Source organism: Escherichia sp. E2748 (assembly GCF_005781125.1).
Taxonomy (GTDB): domain Bacteria; phylum Pseudomonadota; class Gammaproteobacteria; order Enterobacterales; family Enterobacteriaceae; genus Escherichia.
Genome location: NZ_VATP01000001.1, coordinates 308369 through 324936, shown reverse-complemented (window position 1 = coordinate 324936; position 16568 = coordinate 308369). Strand labels below are relative to the sequence as shown.

14 protein-coding genes and 1 tRNA gene are annotated in these 16568 nt (G+C 51.1%); 11 read left to right on the top strand and 4 right to left on the bottom strand.

What is annotated here, in order from left to right; genetic code table 11:
* Window positions 1-95: 95 nt before the first annotated feature.
* The 5 genes from FEK42_RS01500 to yejF all read left to right on the top strand — a co-directional run bounded on the left by FEK42_RS01500 (window position 96) and on the right by yejF (window position 7259).
* Entirely contained in the window at window positions 96-1652 is a 1557-nt protein-coding gene (locus FEK42_RS01500; protein ID WP_130207104.1) for a cyclic di-GMP phosphodiesterase, read from the top strand.
* Between the two features lie 81 nt (window positions 1653-1733).
* Complete coding sequence (locus tag FEK42_RS01495) at window positions 1734-3548, top strand: extracellular solute-binding protein (protein WP_130207106.1); 1815 nt, start codon at window positions 1734-1736, stop codon at window positions 3546-3548.
* Window positions 3549-4643: a microcin C ABC transporter permease YejB gene (locus tag FEK42_RS01490; RefSeq protein WP_000501604.1), complete on the top strand. Its 1095-nt coding sequence runs from the start codon at window positions 3549-3551 to the stop codon at window positions 4641-4643. It begins immediately after the preceding gene.
* Complete coding sequence (locus tag FEK42_RS01485) at window positions 4643-5668, top strand: ABC transporter permease (protein WP_130217098.1); 1026 nt, start codon at window positions 4643-4645, stop codon at window positions 5666-5668. The genes FEK42_RS01490 and FEK42_RS01485 overlap by 1 nt, the downstream gene beginning before the upstream one ends.
* 1 nt (window position 5669) lies before the next feature.
* Window positions 5670-7259 carry a microcin C ABC transporter ATP-binding protein YejF gene (gene yejF / locus FEK42_RS01480; RefSeq protein ID WP_135492799.1) on the top strand — a complete coding sequence of 530 codons (1590 nt, stop codon included), beginning with the start codon at window positions 5670-5672 and terminating at the stop codon, window positions 7257-7259.
* A 3-nt stretch (window positions 7260-7262) separates the two neighbouring features.
* On the opposite strand, the gene FEK42_RS01475 is transcribed toward yejF, so the two are convergent.
* From FEK42_RS01475 to rsuA, 3 genes are all read right to left on the bottom strand, one after another.
* Window positions 7263-7607, bottom strand: coding sequence for a YejG family protein (locus FEK42_RS01475; protein WP_064526789.1), 345 nt, complete (start codon window positions 7605-7607; stop codon window positions 7263-7265).
* Between the two features lie 332 nt (window positions 7608-7939).
* A complete protein-coding gene (gene bcr, locus FEK42_RS01465; RefSeq protein ID WP_000213385.1) occupies window positions 7940-9130 on the bottom strand; it encodes a multidrug efflux MFS transporter Bcr in 1191 nt (396 codons plus the stop codon).
* Window positions 9131-9157: 27 nt separating this feature from the next.
* Window positions 9158-9853, bottom strand: coding sequence for a 16S rRNA pseudouridine(516) synthase RsuA (gene rsuA, locus FEK42_RS01460; RefSeq protein ID WP_130207114.1), 696 nt, complete (start codon window positions 9851-9853; stop codon window positions 9158-9160).
* Window positions 9854-10002: 149 nt separating this feature from the next.
* Between rsuA and FEK42_RS01455 the strand changes: the two genes are divergently transcribed.
* Together FEK42_RS01455 and rplY are read left to right on the top strand one after the other, a co-directional pair.
* Window positions 10003-11763, top strand: coding sequence for a DEAD/DEAH box helicase (locus FEK42_RS01455; RefSeq protein WP_135492800.1), 1761 nt, complete (start codon window positions 10003-10005; stop codon window positions 11761-11763).
* Between the two features lie 124 nt (window positions 11764-11887).
* On the top strand, window positions 11888-12172 hold the full coding sequence (gene rplY, locus FEK42_RS01450) for a 50S ribosomal protein L25 (protein WP_000494183.1): 285 nt from the start codon (window positions 11888-11890) through the stop codon (window positions 12170-12172).
* 150 nt (window positions 12173-12322) lie between these two features.
* On the opposite strand, the gene yejK is transcribed toward rplY, so the two are convergent.
* Complete coding sequence (gene yejK, locus FEK42_RS01445) at window positions 12323-13330, bottom strand: nucleoid-associated protein YejK (RefSeq protein WP_130207118.1); 1008 nt, start codon at window positions 13328-13330, stop codon at window positions 12323-12325.
* Window positions 13331-13511: 181 nt separating this feature from the next.
* Between yejK and FEK42_RS01440 the strand changes: the two genes are divergently transcribed.
* The 4 genes from FEK42_RS01440 (at window position 13512) to narP (ending at window position 16501) form a co-directional block, all read left to right on the top strand.
* Window positions 13512-13739 carry a YejL family protein gene (locus FEK42_RS01440; RefSeq protein WP_001135667.1) on the top strand — a complete coding sequence of 76 codons (228 nt, stop codon included), beginning with the start codon at window positions 13512-13514 and terminating at the stop codon, window positions 13737-13739.
* Between the two features lie 19 nt (window positions 13740-13758).
* Complete coding sequence (yejM, locus tag FEK42_RS01435; protein WP_130260510.1) at window positions 13759-15519, top strand: LPS biosynthesis-modulating metalloenzyme YejM; 1761 nt, start codon at window positions 13759-13761, stop codon at window positions 15517-15519.
* A gap of 74 nt (window positions 15520-15593) precedes the next feature.
* Window positions 15594-15670: transfer RNA gene (locus FEK42_RS01430), tRNA-Pro, on the top strand.
* A gap of 183 nt (window positions 15671-15853) precedes the next feature.
* Window positions 15854-16501, top strand: coding sequence for a nitrate/nitrite response regulator protein NarP (gene narP / locus FEK42_RS01425; RefSeq protein WP_064526779.1), 648 nt, complete (start codon window positions 15854-15856; stop codon window positions 16499-16501).
* Window positions 16502-16568: the final 67 nt, after the last annotated feature.

The window sequence follows — 16568 nt, the reverse complement described above, 5'->3', positions numbered from 1 at the left end:
TAGAAAATGATGTTTCCGTGCCTTGAACCAGGCTATAGTCCCGTCATTCTCTTCCACTTCAGCGTTGTCGTAATCTCGGGAATATTAACGGAACCATGTTCATACGCGCTCCCTCTTCCGGACGTAAGATCCTGCTTACCTGCATTATTGCGGGCGTGATGATTGCAATACTGGTCAGCTGTCTTCAGTTTTTGGTTGCCTGGCATAAACACGAAGTCAAATACGACACACTGATTACCGACGTACAAAAGTATCTCGATACCTACTTCGCCGACCTGAAATTAACCACTGACCGCCTACAGCCGCTCACCTTAGATACCTGTCAGCAGGCTAACCCTGAACTAACTGCCCGCGCGGCGTTTAGCATGAATGTTCGCACATTTGTGCTGGTGAAGGATAAAAAGAGCTTTTGTTCATCAGCAACGGGGGAGATGGATATACCGCTCAATGAGTTGATCCCGGCGCTCGATATTAACAAAGACGTCGATATGGCGATGTTGCCTGGCACGCCAATGGTGCCCAACAAACCCGCTATCGTCATCTGGTATCGCAACCCTTTATTGAAAAATAGCGGCGTTTTTGCAGCATTAAACCTGCACCTGACGCCATATCTTCTCTATAGCTCTCGTCAGCAAGATTTCGACGGAATCGCACTCATTATTGGCGATACCGTGCTTTCGACATTTTCGTCGCATTTGATGAACGTCCGTGAGTTATCCGGCAAACCCGTACGCGAAACCAAAATAACAGGCATTCCGCTGACTGTGCGTCTTTATGCTGATGACTGGACATGGAACGATGTGTGGTATGCGTTTTTACTGGGCGGTATGAGTGGAACGGTCGTTGGCCTGCTCTGCTATTACCTGATGAGTGTGCGCATGCGCCCTGGCAGAGAAATTATGGCTGCCATCAAACGTGAGCAATTTTACCTGGTGTATCAGCCGGTGGTTGATACACCAACGCTGCGGGTCACGGGCCTGGAAGTGCTGCTACGCTGGCGTCACCCTGTTGCAGGTGAAATCCCGCCGGATGCCTTCATTCAATATGCCGAATCGCAAAAGATGATCGTGCCGCTGACCCAGCATCTGTTTGAGCTTATAGCCCGTGATGCGGCTGAATTACAAAACGTACTGCCGGTGGGCATAAAGTTTGGCATTAATATCGCACCGGAACATCTGCACAGCGAGAGCTTTAAAGCGGATATACATCGGCTGCTCGCCTCCCTACCCGCGCACCATTTCCAGATTGTACTGGAGATAACCGAGCGCGATATGCTGAAAGAGCATGAGGCCACAAAACTGTTCGCCTGGCTGCACTCTGTCGGCGTGGAAATTGCTATTGATGACTTCGGCACCGGACACAGTGCGCTTATCTATCTGGAACGCTTCACGCTCGAGTATCTGAAAATTGACCGTGGATTTATCAATGCTATAGGTACGGAAACGGTCACATCTCCGGTGCTTGACGCGGTGCTCACGCTGGCGAAACGTCTCAATATGCTGACGGTTGCTGAAGGTGTCGAAACACCGGAACAGGCGCGCTGGCTACGTGAGCGCGGTGTTAATTTCCTGCAAGGCTATTGGATTAGCCGTCCCTTACCGATAGATGATTTTGTCCGCTGGCTGGAGAAACCGCATACGCCGCAGTGGTAAGGTGTGCTTGTGTCCCTTATTATTCATAGTTGAAGCATGCCGGATTGCGGCTAATGATGAGTAAAAGGAAATCCGTTGCAGATGATTGTGCGCATACTGCTGCTGTTTATCACCCTGTTCACCTTCGGTGCGCAGGCGCAAGCTATCAAGGAAAGCTATGCCTTTGCGGTGCTGGGAGAACCCCGGTATGCTTTTAATTTCAACCATTTTGATTATGTGAATCCCGCTGCGCCGAAGGGCGGGCAAATAACGTTATCCTCCATTGGTACCTTCGATAATTTTAACCGCTATGCACTACGCGGAAACCCCGGCGCACGCACCGAGCAACTGTACGACACGCTATTTACCACTTCCGATGACGAACCCGGCAGTTATTACCCGCTGATTGCCGAAAGCGCACGCTATGCTGACGATTATTCCTGGGTAGAAGTCGCTATCAATCCGCGCGCCCGTTTTCATGATGGTTCGCCGATTACCGCGCGCGACGTTGAGTTTACTTTTCAAAAATTTATGACCGAGGGCGTGCCGCAGTTTCGCCTGGTATACAAAGGCACAACGGTCAAAGCCATAGCGCCATTAACCGTGCGTATTGAATTAGCCAAACCAGGCAAAGAAGATATGCTGAGTCTGTTTTCGCTGCCGGTATTTCCAGAAAAGTACTGGAAGGATCATAAACTTAGCGACCCGCTCTCTACGCCTCCGCTTGCCAGTGGTCCGTACCGCATTACATCCTGGAAAATGGGCCAGAATATTGTTTATTCTCGCGTTAAAGATTACTGGGCGGCCGATTTACCGGTAAATCGTGGTCGCTGGAATTTCGATACCATTCGCTATGATTATTACCTCGATGATAATGTCGCCTTTGAAGCGTTTAAAGCCGGTGCCTTTGATTTGCGTATGGAAAACGACGCCAAAAACTGGGCTACGCGCTATACCGGTAAGAATTTCGATAAAAAATACATTATCAAAGATGAGCAAAAGAACGAATCAGCCCAGGATACGCGCTGGCTGGCGTTTAATATTCAACGACCGGTATTCAGCGATCGCCGGGTCCGGGAAGCCATCACCCTCGCCTTTGACTTTGAATGGATGAATAAGGCGTTGTTTTACAATGCCTGGAGTCGCACGAACAGTTATTTTCAGAATACCGAATACGCGGCCAGAAATTACCCCGACGCCGCTGAGCTGGTGCTTCTGGCGCCAATGAAAAAAGATCTACCGCCAGAAGTGTTCACGCAAATCTACCAGCCACCAGTGTCCAAAGGCGATGGCTACGACCGTGACAACCTGTTAAAAGCCGACAAACTTCTCAACGATGCAGGCTGGGTGCTGAAAGGTCAGCAACGCGTTAATGCCACCACAGGCCAGCCACTCAGCTTTGAATTATTGCTTCCTGCAAGCAGCAATAGTCAGTGGGTATTGCCGTTCCAACATAGCCTGCAACGGCTGGGTATCAACATGGACATTCGCAAGGTGGATAACTCGCAAATCACCAACCGAATGCGCAGCCGCGACTATGACATGATGCCGCGCGTGTGGCGGGCGATGCCGTGGCCCAGTTCCGATTTACAGATTTCCTGGTCATCGGAATATATCAACTCCACTTATAATGCCCCCGGCGTGCAAAGCCCGGTTATCGACTCGCTAATTAACCAAATTATTGCCGCCCAGGGAAATAAAGAAAAATTACTGCCTCTGGGGCGCGCCCTGGATCGCGTATTAACGTGGAATTATTACATGTTGCCGATGTGGTACATGGCGGAAGACCGTCTCGCCTGGTGGGATAAATTCTCCCAGCCGGCCGTGCGCCCCATCTATAGCCTCGGTATCGATACCTGGTGGTATGACGTCAATAAAGCGGCCAAACTGCCGTCCGCCAGCAAACAGGGAGAGTAGATGGGCGCTTACCTGATTCGCCGTCTGTTGCTGGTGATCCCAACATTATGGGCGATTATCACCATCAACTTTTTCATCGTGCAAATTGCGCCTGGCGGCCCCGTCGACCAGGCCATCGCCGCCATTGAGTTTGGTAATGCCGGAGTATTACCCGGCGCAGGCGGCGAAGGCGTTCGTGCCAGCCATGCGCAAACGGGCGTCGGCAATATCAGCGACAGTAATTACCGTGGCGGACGCGGGTTAGATCCCGAAGTGATCGCTGAGATCACGCATCGCTACGGTTTCGATAAGCCGATCCACGAACGTTACTTCAAAATGCTTTGGGACTACATTCGCTTTGATTTTGGCGACAGCCTGTTTCGCAGCGCCTCGGTGCTGACGCTGATTAAAGACAGTCTGCCTGTTTCCATCACCCTCGGATTGTGGAGCACGCTGATTATCTATCTGGTGTCGATTCCACTGGGTATTCGCAAAGCCGTTTATAACGGCAGCCGCTTTGATGTCTGGAGCAGCGCATTTATCATCATCGGCTACGCCATTCCAGCCTTTTTGTTCGCCATCCTGCTGATTGTCTTCTTCGCGGGCGGCAGCTATTTCGACCTGTTCCCTCTACGCGGCCTGGTTTCCGCTAACTTTGATTCGCTGCCGTGGTATCAGAAAATCACGGATTATCTGTGGCATATCACGCTGCCGGTGCTGGCTACGGTGATTGGCGGCTTTGCGGCGCTGACCATGCTGACAAAAAACTCATTCCTTGATGAAGTGCGTAAGCAATACGTGGTGACCGCGCGTGCGAAAGGGGTAAGCGAAAAAAATATTCTCTGGAAACATGTGTTCCGCAACGCCATGCTGCTGGTGATTGCCGGTTTTCCGGCGACGTTTATCAGCATGTTTTTCACCGGCTCTCTGTTAATTGAAGTGATGTTTTCGCTCAATGGCCTCGGTTTACTGGGCTACGAAGCGACCGTCTCGCGCGATTATCCGGTGATGTTTGGCACCCTGTACATTTTCACCCTGATTGGCCTGCTGCTGAATATTGTCAGTGATATCAGCTATACGCTGGTCGATCCTCGTATTGATTTTGAGGGACGCTAATGTCGCGACTCAGCCCCGTCAATCAGGCCCGTTGGGCGCGTTTTCGTCATAATCGCCGCGGCTACTGGTCGTTATGGATTTTCCTCATCTTGTTTGGTTTGAGTTTGTGTTCTGAACTGATCGCCAACGATAAGCCATTGCTGGTACGTTATGACGGCAGCTGGTATTTCCCGTTGCTGAAAAACTACAGTGAGAGTGATTTTGGCGGCCCGCTGGCAAGTCAGGCTGATTATCAGGACCCGTGGCTGAAACAACGGCTGGAAGATAAAGGCTGGGTATTGTGGGCGCCGATTCGCTTTGGCGCTACCAGTATCAACTTTTCCACCGACAAGCCCTTCCCCTCCCCACCTTCCCGGCAAAACTGGCTGGGAACGGATGCCAACGGCGGCGATGTGCTGGCGCGCATTCTGTATGGCACGCGGATCTCGGTTCTGTTTGGTCTGATGTTGACACTCTGCTCCAGTGTAATGGGCGTGCTGGCGGGGGCGCTGCAAGGCTATTACGGTGGGAAAGTGGATCTCTGGGGGCAACGCTTTATTGAAGTATGGTCGGGGATGCCGACGCTGTTTTTGATTATTTTACTTTCCAGCGTCGTACAGCCTAACTTCTGGTGGCTGCTGGCAATTACTGTCTTATTTGGCTGGATGAGTCTGGTCGGCGTGGTACGGGCTGAGTTTTTACGTACCCGTAATTTCGACTACATCCGCGCAGCGCAGGCGCTTGGCGTCAGCGATCGCAGTATCATCCTGCGTCATATGTTGCCGAATGCCATGGTCGCTACTCTCACCTTTTTACCGTTTATTTTATGTAGTTCGATAACCACCCTGACCTCGCTCGATTTCCTCGGCTTCGGTCTGCCGCTCGGTTCACCATCACTCGGCGAACTGCTGCTACAAGGGAAAAATAACCTTCAGGCTCCGTGGCTTGGGATCACTGCCTTCTTGTCGGTGGCGATATTGTTGTCTTTGCTGATCTTTATTGGTGAAGCCGTCCGCGACGCATTTGATCCTAATAAGGCGGTGTAGCATGACGCAAACTCTGTTAGCGATTGATAATTTGTCGGTGGGTTTTCGCCATCAGCAAACTGTTCGTACCGTAGTGAATGATGTTTCACTACAGATTGAGGCTGGCGAAACGCTGGCGCTGGTGGGTGAGTCAGGTTCTGGCAAAAGCGTTACCGCGCTGTCAATTTTACGTCTGCTCCCTTCCCCGCCGGTTGAATATCTCTCTGGCGATATCCGTTTTCATGGAGAATCGCTGCTTCATGCCAGCGAGCAAACATTGCGTGGCGTACGCGGTAATAAGATTGCCATGATTTTCCAGGAGCCGATGGTGTCATTAAACCCATTGCATACACTGGAAAAACAGCTTTATGAAGTGCTTTCACTCCACCGCGGAATGCGTCAGGAAGCGGCGCGTAGCGAAATTCTTAACTGCCTTGATCGCGTCGGTATCCGCCAAGCGGCAAAGCGGCTGACAGATTACCCGCATCAGCTCTCCGGCGGTGAACGCCAGCGGGTGATGATTGCGATGGCGCTGTTAACGCGACCGGAATTATTAATTGCCGATGAACCAACCACCGCACTGGACGTCTCTGTCCAGGCGCAGATTTTGCAGCTGTTGCGCGAACTGCAACATGAACTGAATATGGGTATGCTGTTTATTACTCATAACCTCAGTATTGTCAGAAAACTGGCTCACCGCGTGGCGGTAATGCAAAATGGTCGCTGTGTGGAGCAAAATAACGCCGTTACGCTCTTTGCCTCCCCTGAACATCCTTACACGCAAAAACTACTCAACAGTGAACCGTCAGGCGACCCGGTGCCGTTGCCAGAACCTGCCTCAACGTTGCTTGATGTTGAACAGCTTCAGGTTGCCTTCCCCATTCGCAAAGGGCTACTGAAACGTGTCGTCGATCATAACGTGGTCGTCAAAAACATCAGTTTTACGCTGCGGGCGGGTGAAACGCTGGGCTTAGTAGGCGAGTCTGGTTCCGGTAAAAGCACAACGGGGCTGGCGCTACTGCGGTTGATTAACTCTCAGGGCAACATCGTTTTTGACGGTCAGCCATTACAAAATTTAACTCGTCGCCAGCTATTGCCCATTCGCCATCGCATTCAGGTGGTATTTCAGGATCCAAACTCCTCGCTCAACCCACGACTCAACGTGTTGCAGATTATTGAGGAAGGGTTACGGGTTCACCAACCGACGCTCTCTGCCGTGCAACGCGAAGAACAAGTGATAGCCGTGATGCATGAAGTGGGGTTAGATCCTGAAACGCGCCACCGTTATCCGGCGGAATTCTCGGGTGGTCAGCGGCAACGTATTGCGATTGCCAGGGCATTGATTCTTAAGCCTTCGCTGATCATTCTTGATGAACCGACATCATCGCTCGACAAAACGGTACAAGCGCAAATATTGACGCTATTGAAATCATTGCAACAAAAGCATCAACTGGCCTATTTGTTTATCAGCCATGATTTGCACGTTGTCCGCGCGTTGTGTCATCAGGTTATCGTGCTGCGACAGGGAGAAGTGGTGGAACAAGGACCGTGCGCGCGCGTGTTTGCCGCACCGCAGCAGGAGTATACGCGTCAGCTACTGGCGTTGAGCTGACGCTTAAAATGGATTGTAGTTTGAGAAAGGTTCGGCAATGGCCACACCAAAATTTTTCAGTCGACACGTCGCCGCAAACTCGTCCTGACGATTCACAAACAGACATGGCTCACCTTCGCACTCGAGAACAGAGCACGGAACTTCAATATCGCTTAATGCCTGGCTGAGTTTGTACATCACCGACCATGCGTTATCGCCATCAGGGCTAAGTAATTTAAGCGCCACCAGGCTGTTGTCGCCGCACTGTCCATTTTGCGGAATCGGTTCAACTTTCGAACCTGCGAAACCTGCAGACCAACGATAGTTCTGCGGCAGTCGATGGACGATTGAGAGTTGTAATGAAGTCACTTATTTTCCCCGGAAGCACATTTACTTCACAATTTATTTACATTAATTTTAACACACCATCAACAATCTGTCCTTCAACAGATCGTAAAGATTGATGCCTCGCCTGCGTAGCCGCTATTGTTCTGATTTAAATGATATCTGCGGGCGTGGTCACGTTTGCGGGGCTATATGTACCCGTTTCTGCGATCTAACTCAACCTTTTTAACTACAATGATGTGACTTTTTACATAAATTGAGTTTACATAAAATAAACATATATCGGGGGAATGATAGATTTGCGGTTGACATGCATCAACAAAGGAAGCCTTTTAGCTTCCCCGTTGTGCAATAGATCACCGTTTTTTCGGTCGACTGGCGTAAAGACAGAAGAGAATGGAACTGGTCGCACAGAAAGCAATGGACCAGATCATTGGCCATGCAGAGTTAAACGTCGCCAGCGAAAGCAGTGCGCCAACAATGGCGCCAATACCAAAACGGAAGGTTCCTGCCAGCGACGACGCGGTTCCCGCCATATGGGGGAATTCGTCCAGAATCACCGCCATCGCGTTAGAAGACACCATCGATACGCAGCCCACAAACGCCGCAACGCCAACCACCAGCGACCAGAATCCCAGCCCCAGTAGCGCGCTGATAACCATCCACGCCGCCATAATAAATTGTATCCACAACCCCGAGCGGAACATATTTAACGCACCAATACGGCGAACGAAGCGGCTGTTAAAGATGGTCATCACGAACAGGAAAACAATGTTTAGCGCAAAGTAATAACCAAAGTTTTCCGGCGCAACGTGGTTGATTTCAATGTAAACAAACGGTCCGGCGCTTAAGAACGAGAACATCCCGGCAAAGCTGAAACCACTGGCCAGCATATAACTCAGGACACGCTTATGGCGGAACAGCGCAGCAAAGTTACCGATAGTGGTACGAATGTGGAACGGTTGGCGACGCTCCGGCGGTAACGTTTCTTTGATCAGGAAGAAAATCATTGCCGAAGCCAGAATTGCCGCCACAGCGAGGATCCAGAAGATGTAATGCCAGCTCAACCACACCAGCACCCAACCGCCAACAATCGGTGCCATCAACGGTGCAATGGTGGTCACCAGCATGACAAACGACATCATCCGCGAGAACTCTTCTTTCGGGTAGATATCGCGCATCAAAGCGTTGATAACCACGCTGGCCGCAGCCGCCGCCAGACCGTGGAAGAAACGCATCACAATCAGCTGATCGATGGTTTGCGCCAGCGCACACGCCACCGCCGCCGCGGCAAACACCAGCGTACCACCGAGGACAACCGGCTTGCGCCCGAAGCTATCCGCCATCGGCCCGTAGATTAACTGCCCCAACGCAAAACCCAGAATATAAGTACTCAGGGTCATCTGCGTGCTGCCCGCTGGCACACCAAACTGCGCTGAAATCACTGGCAGCGCGGGCAGATACATATCAATCGACAGCGGCATCAACATGGCCAAAAGGCCAAGGATAAAGACAATAGCAAACGACGAATGCTGTCGAGTGGTCACAACGGGCTCCTGAATAAAATGAAAGTGTTAACCGACGCTGGCAATTTCTTCTGCAGTTAATGGACGATATTCACCTGGGGCTAAATCTTCATCCAGAGTAATACCGCCAATGCGTTCACGATGCAGCTCAACCACGTGGTTACCCACGGCGGCGAACATGCGTTTCACCTGATGATAACGCCCTTCACTGATGGTCAGACGGACCTGCGTAGGGGTAATCACTTCCAGCACCGCTGGCTTAGTGAGATCTTTTTCGTTATGCAGCTGTACGCCTTTAGCAAATTGCTCTGCCGTATCGTCAGCTACGGGTGATTCAAGCGTCACCAGATAGGTCTTCTCGCAATGATGACGCGGAGAAGTAATGCGATGCGACCACTGACCGTCGTCAGTCATCAGCACCAGACCGGTGGTATCAATATCCAACCGCCCCGCCGCGTGCAGTTTCCACGCCACAGGTTCATCCAGAAAATAGAGCACCGTTGGGTGATCCGGGTCATCAGTTGAGCAAACATAGCCCTGGGGCTTGTTGAGCATGAAATAACGCGGGCCGTGTTGCTGCGCCAGCGGGTTGCCATCGTAAGCGACATCATGTTCAGGGAGCAGTTTGAACGCTGCATTACGGACGATTTCGCCATCGACGGTGACACGATTGCCGCGGATTTCACGCCCGGCAATAGCACGGCTAACACCGAGTTGCTGTGCGATAAATTTATCAAGTCGCATGTGTGTGATTTTGCCTGTAAAAAACGGAGGTCGGGCATAGACCCGAAAATCAGAACTGTTGTCTGCCCAGTATAGCGGTCTAATAACTTCCCTCAAGGGAAAAAGATCCGTGGCATACTATTAGCAGATTAATCTACCTACGCTAAACCATGATTTTTACACTTCGTCCATACCAGCAAGAAGCCGTGGATGCCACGCTCAACCATTTTCGTCGTCATAAAACCCCTGCCGTTATCGTGCTGCCTACCGGAGCAGGTAAAAGCCTGGTGATTGCCGAACTGGCACGGCTGGCGCGTGGTCGAGTTCTGGTGCTGGCACACGTCAAAGAACTGGTGGCGCAGAACCATGCTAAATACCAGGCGTTGGGGCTGGAAGCCGATATTTTTGCCGCCGGGCTAAAACGCAAGGAGAGCCACGGTAAAGTGGTATTTGGCAGCGTGCAATCGGTCGCCCGTAATCTTGATGCCTTTCAGGGTGAATTTTCGCTGTTGATTGTCGATGAATGCCACCGTATTGGTGACGACGAAGAGAGCCAGTATCAGCAAATCCTCACTCACCTGACAAAAGTGAATCCCCACTTACGCCTGCTGGGGCTGACTGCCACGCCCTTTCGGCTGGGCAAAGGCTGGATTTACCAGTTTCATTATCACGGCATGGTACGCGGCGATGAGAAAGCCCTTTTCCGTGACTGCATTTATGAGCTACCGCTGCGTTATATGATTAAACACGGCTATCTGACGCCACCAGAACGGCTGGATATGCCGGTAGTGCAATACGATTTCAGCCGCTTGCAGGCACAGAGTAACGGGCTGTTCAGCGAAGCTGATCTCAACCGCGAGCTGAAAAAACAGCAACGCATTACACCGCACATCATCAGCCAGATTATGGAGTTCGCCGAAAAGCGTAAAGGGGTGATGATTTTCGCCGCGACGGTTGAACACGCAAAAGAGATTGTCGGTTTGCTACCCGCAGAAGATGCTGCACTGATTACTGGCGACACGCCCGGCGCTGAACGCGATGTATTAATTGAAGATTTTAAAGCCCAGCGTTTTCGCTATCTGGTCAATGTTGCGGTGCTGACCACCGGATTTGACGCCCCGCACGTCGATCTTATCGCCATTCTGCGCCCTACCGAATCAGTGAGTCTTTACCAACAAATTGTCGGGCGCGGCCTGCGTCTGGCGCCGGGTAAAACAGATTGCTTAATTCTCGATTATGCGGGCAATCCTCATGACCTCTACGCACCGGAAGTTGGTACACCGAAAGGCAAAAGTGACAACGTCCCGGTGCAGGTTTTCTGCCCTGCCTGTGGCTTTGCCAACACCTTTTGGGGCAAAACTACCGCCGATGGGACATTGATTGAACACTTTGGTCGCCGCTGTCAGGGATGGTTTGAAGATGGCGACGGCCATCGCGAACAGTGTGACTTCCGTTTCCGTTTTAAAAATTGTCCGCAATGTAACGCGGAAAACGATATTGCCGCCCGCCGTTGCCGCGAATGTGACACCATTCTGGTTGACCCGGATGATATGTTAAAAGCGGCGCTACGACTGAAAGACGCGCTGGTATTACGCTGTAGCGGCATGTCTTTGCAGCATGGGCACGACGAGAAAGGCGAATGGTTGAAAATCACCTATTACGATGAAGACGGCGCTGATGTGAGTGAGCGTTTCCGTCTGCAAACGCCCGCCCAGCGTACTGCCTTCGAGCAGCTTTTTATCCGCCCACATACGCGTACACCGGGCATCCCTTTGCGCTGGATCACCGCTGCCGATATCCTCGCCCAACAAGCCTTATTGCGCCATCCGGATTTTGTCGTCGCACGAATGAAAGGCCAGTACTGGCAGGTGCGTGAAAAAATATTCGATTACGAAGGTCGTTTTCGGCGGGCGCACGAATTACGCGGTTAATGGTAGTTTTGATTGATGTATAAGGCGATTGAGTATAGAATCTCGCCCGCTTTTGCATACGCAAAGCAGATCACTTACCTGTTGCTGGGTCGCCTGTAGCAGGAATCATTTAAGAGAGAAAGAAATGTTTACTATCAACGCAGAAGTACGTAAAGAGCAGGGTAAGGGTGCGAGCCGCCGCCTGCGTGCCGCTAACAAGTTCCCGGCAATCATCTACGGTGGCAAAGAAGCGCCGCTGGCTATCGAGCTGGATCACGACAAAGTCATGAACATGCAAGCTAAAGCTGAATTCTACAGCGAAGTTCTGACCATCGTTGTTGACGGTAAAGAAATCAAAGTTAAAGCTCAGGACGTACAGCGTCATCCGTACAAACCGAAGCTGCAGCACATCGACTTCGTTCGCGCTTAATCGCTGAATAAGTTGTAAAAAACCCCGCTCCGGCGGGGTTTTTTGTATCTGCAGATTAGCTTCTTTGCAATGCCTGATTACGGCATTGCTATTTTGGGTAGGCCAGATAAGGCGTTCACGCCGCATCTGACATACATAACACAACTCCGATTAATTGCCGCCAGAGGTCCGACGCTGCAATTGATCGCGCAGGTTTGGCGGCGTACCTTTAATGGTCAGCGTATCGGTCGCTGGATCCCAGAAGATGCGTTCACCTAACAGCATCGCATCAAAGTTAATGGTCAAGCCACCGCCGCTACCGGCAAACTTCGTCAATTGACGCAGCGTGCTGCGGTCTGCCGGGAAGCTCTCTTCCAGTTCATACCCTTTTTCAGCAGCAAATTCCGTGAAGCTCACTTCGCTGACGCCCGCCAACTCTTTTGACAGCGACTCCAGTTCAATCTCCTCGCCCGCCTGCAATTGCTCATTACAATAGCTATAAACTTGCTGGCGAACGTTCTGCCGTTCTGCTTTATCCAGTTGCGCTTCTGCGGTGAAGTCGTCGACCGCTTGCAACAGACCGCGGTTTTGCGCTTTGGCGTTCAACCCTTCGCTGGCACCGAGGAAATCCATAAAGAAATCGGCGACTTTGCGTCCGACTCGCCCTTTCAGGAAAGTCAGATAGCGGGTCGATTCCGGATTGGTTTCCCACTCAGTTAAATCAATACGCGCCACAATATCCGCATGATTGATATCAAGATAATGGGTCGGGTTGATGTCGAGATTTTCGTTGACGCGCATACTGCTTAGATTGCTCAGCACGCAAATCAGCAAATACTCAACTGCCAGATAACGATAGTGGCAAAACAGGACGAAACCGCCATCAGCAAATGGATATTTTGCCAATTCGTCACGCAGGCGACCGGTTGCCGCGCGGCTAAATGCCAGAAAGTCCTCTTCGCCCTGACGTTGCAAGCGCAGCGTCTGCGCCAGTTCACTCTCTTCGCTGAACAATCCGTAGGCTTTGTTCTTGGCGCTATAGACCCGATGCAACTCTGCCACCATCTCAACGACGGTTTCCGTCGGTTCCAGCAATGAATCGCGCAACACCAGCTCAAGGTTCTGCTCATCACGCTTGATAAGCTGGTGCAGAGCAATCTGGTTGATATCCAGACTCATGATAAACTCTCCTTTAAGACCGGGCGGTATTCAACCACCACCGGTAAAGCGACGCAATAAAAGTTGGCGGTCATTTTACAGAAGGCTGCGTAAGGAGAATGATTGAAAGCATAAAAAAGCAGAAAAAAAACCGTTGCTACGGTAATATGTTGCCCTTTCATCAACTAACTGATTTCGATTTATGCCACAAATTTCCCGCTACAGTGATGAACAGGTTGAACAATTGCTCGCAGAGCTGCTCAACGTACTGGAAAAACATAAGGCTCCGACCGACCTTTCCCTGATGGTGTTAGGCAACATGGTCACTAACCTTATCAATACCAGCATTGCCCCGGCTCAACGCCAGGCAATTGCCAACTCTTTTGCCCGCGCTTTGCAGTCCTCGATCAACGAAGACAAAGCGCACTAAGGGAAACAGATAACAGGTTATGGTAACTCATCGTCAGCGCTACCGTGAAAAAGTCTCCCAGATGGTCAGCTGGGGGCACTGGTTTGCACTGTTCAACATTCTGCTCTCACTTGTCATTGGCAGTCGTTACCTGTTTATCGCCGACTGGCCGACAACGCTTGCGGGTCGTATTTATTCCTATGTAAGCATTATCGGCCACTTCAGCTTTCTGGTGTTCGCCACCTACTTGCTGATCCTCTTCCCGCTGACCTTTATCGTCGGCTCACAGAGGCTAATGAGGTTTTTGTCCGTCATTCTGGCCACTGTGGGAATGACGCTGTTACTGATCGACAGCGAAGTCTTTACCCGTTTCCATCTCCATCTTAATCCCATCGTCTGGCAGTTGGTTATCAATCCGGACGAGAATGAGATGGCGCGCGACTGGCAGCTAATGTTTATCAGCGTGCCAGTTATTTTATTGATTGAACTGGTGTTTGCGACGTGGAGCTGGCAAAAGCTGCGCAGTCTGACGCGTCGTCGGCGCTTCGCCCGTCCGCTGGCCGCATTCTTATTTATCGCCTTTATCGCCTCACACATGGTGTATATCTGGGCCGATGCTAACTTCTATCGCCCTATCACCATGCAGCGCGCTAACCTGCCGCTTTCGTACCCGATGACGGCGCGACGTTTTCTTGAGAAGCATGGTCTGCTTGATGCGCAGGAGTATCAACGCCGTCTGATCGAGCAAGGCAATCCAGACGCTGTTTCCGTACAGTATCCGTTAAGCGAATTGCGCTACCGCGATATGGGCACCGGGCAGAATGTGCTGCTGATTACTGTCGATGGCCTGAACTACTCACGCTACGAGAAGCAGATGCCTGCACTGGCGGGTTTTGCCGAACAAAATATTTCGTTCACGCGCCATATGAGTTCAGGCAACGCCACCGACAACGGTATCTTTGGCTTGTTCTATGGCATCTCGCCAAGCTATATGGACGGTATTCTGTCGACCCGTACGCCTGCGGCGTTAATTACCGCGCTCAACCAGCAAGGCTATCAGTTGGGCTTATTCTCGTCAGATGGCTTTACCAGTCCACTGTATCGCCAGGCATTGTTGTCAGACTTCTCGATGCCGAGCGTACATACACAATCCGATGAGCAGACCGCCACGCAGTGGATCAACTGGCTTGGCCGTTACGCGCAAGAAGATAACCGCTGGTTCTCGTGGGTATCTTTCAATGGCACCAATATTGACGACAGCAATCAGCAAGCATTTGCCCGGAAATATAGCCGCGCAGCTGGTAATGTCGATGACCAGATCAATCGCGTCCTGAATGCGTTACGTGAATCCGGGAAACTGGACAACACGGTGGTGATTATCACTGCTGGTCGCGGCATTCCGCTGAGCGAAGATGAAGAAACCTTTGACTGGTCACGTGGCCATCTTCAGGTGCCATTAGTCATTCACTGGCCTGGCACACCGGCACAGCGTATTAATGCCCTGACCGATCATACTGATCTTATGACCACGCTAATGCAACGCCTGCTACACGTCAGCACGCCTGCCAGCGAATACTCACAAGGTCAGGACTTGTTCAACCCTGAGCGCCGTCATTACTGGGTAACAGCCGCAGATAACGATACGCTGGCAATTACCACACCGAAAATGACGCTAGTACTGAACAATAACGGTAAATACCGCACTTACAACTTACGTGGTGAAAGAGTGAGAGACGAAAAACCACAGTTGAGTTTGTTATTGCAGGTGCTGACAGACGAGAAGCGTTTTATCGCTAACTGATTAATTATAAATCAGTTAGCAAAATATCTTACTTGCAATCGGTGTGGAAAACGGTAGTATAAGCAGCCACGAGTCGGCACGTAGCGCAGCCTGGTAGCGCACCGTCATGGGGTGTCGGGGGTCGGAGGTTCAAATCCTCTCGTGCCGACCAAAAATCCCAAGAAAACCAACCACAAAGGTTGGTTTTTTTATATCTACGTCAATCCCCCTCTACCCACACTTACAGTTTTCACTACATGCCCATACATAAAATAGGGTAACATTCACGCGCCTGGTAGCGTTACCAACGCTACGCTCAAACATAATGATTCTAATAAAACCTCAGGAGACTACTATGCCTGAAGCAACGCCTTTTCAGGTGCTGATTGTGGATGATCATCCACTTATGCGACGCGGTGTTCGTCAGTTACTGGAGCTTGACCCTGGCTTTGAAGTGGTCGCCGAAGCAGGCGACGGCGCTAGTGCTATCGATCTGGCGAATAGACTGGATATCGACGTGATCTTGCTGGATCTCAATATGAAAGGTATGAGTGGCCTGGATACCCTCAATGCCTTGCGCAGGGATGGCGTTACCGCGCAAATTATTATCCTGACCGTTTCAGATGCCTCCAGCGATATCTTTGCATTGATAGACGCAGGCGCTGACGGTTATCTGTTGAAAGATAGCGATCCGGAAGTGTTGCTGGAAGCGATTCGCGCCGGAGCAAAAGGTAGCAAAGTCTTTAGTGAACGCGTCAGTCAGTACTTACGCGAGCGTGAAATGTTTGGCGCTGAAGAAGACCCCTTCAGCGTGCTAACGGAGCGTGAATTAGATGTTCTGCACGAACTGGCACAAGGACTGTCCAATAAGCAGATCGCTTCGGTACTGAATATTTCTGAGCAGACGGTAAAAGTCCATATCCGCAATCTGCTGCGTAAACTCAACGTCCGCTCACGCGTGGCGGCCACCATTCTGTTCCTGCAACAACGCGGGGCGCAATAAAAAAATAGCCCGATGGTTTTACCATCAGGCTGATATTGATGACAAACGCAACACTGCCTGATGCGCT

Coding starts and splice junctions, on each gene's coding strand:
- narP (WP_064526779.1), top strand. CDS start 15,854: ATGCCTGAAGCAACGCCTTTTCAGGTGCTGATTGTGGATGATCATCCA.
- FEK42_RS01490 (WP_000501604.1), top strand. CDS start 3,549: ATGGGCGCTTACCTGATTCGCCGTCTGTTGCTGGTGATCCCAACATTA.
- rplY (WP_000494183.1), top strand. CDS start 11,888: ATGTTTACTATCAACGCAGAAGTACGTAAAGAGCAGGGTAAGGGTGCG.
- yejK (WP_130207118.1), bottom strand. CDS start 13,330: ATGAGTCTGGATATCAACCAGATTGCTCTGCACCAGCTTATCAAGCGT.
- FEK42_RS01455 (WP_135492800.1), top strand. CDS start 10,003: ATGATTTTTACACTTCGTCCATACCAGCAAGAAGCCGTGGATGCCACG.
- yejF (WP_135492799.1), top strand. CDS start 5,670: ATGACGCAAACTCTGTTAGCGATTGATAATTTGTCGGTGGGTTTTCGC.
- FEK42_RS01485 (WP_130217098.1), top strand. CDS start 4,643: ATGTCGCGACTCAGCCCCGTCAATCAGGCCCGTTGGGCGCGTTTTCGT.
- yejM (WP_130260510.1), top strand. CDS start 13,759: ATGGTAACTCATCGTCAGCGCTACCGTGAAAAAGTCTCCCAGATGGTC.
- FEK42_RS01495 (WP_130207106.1), top strand. CDS start 1,734: ATGATTGTGCGCATACTGCTGCTGTTTATCACCCTGTTCACCTTCGGT.
- FEK42_RS01440 (WP_001135667.1), top strand. CDS start 13,512: ATGCCACAAATTTCCCGCTACAGTGATGAACAGGTTGAACAATTGCTC.
- rsuA (WP_130207114.1), bottom strand. CDS start 9,853: ATGCGACTTGATAAATTTATCGCACAGCAACTCGGTGTTAGCCGTGCT.
- FEK42_RS01500 (WP_130207104.1), top strand. CDS start 96: ATGTTCATACGCGCTCCCTCTTCCGGACGTAAGATCCTGCTTACCTGC.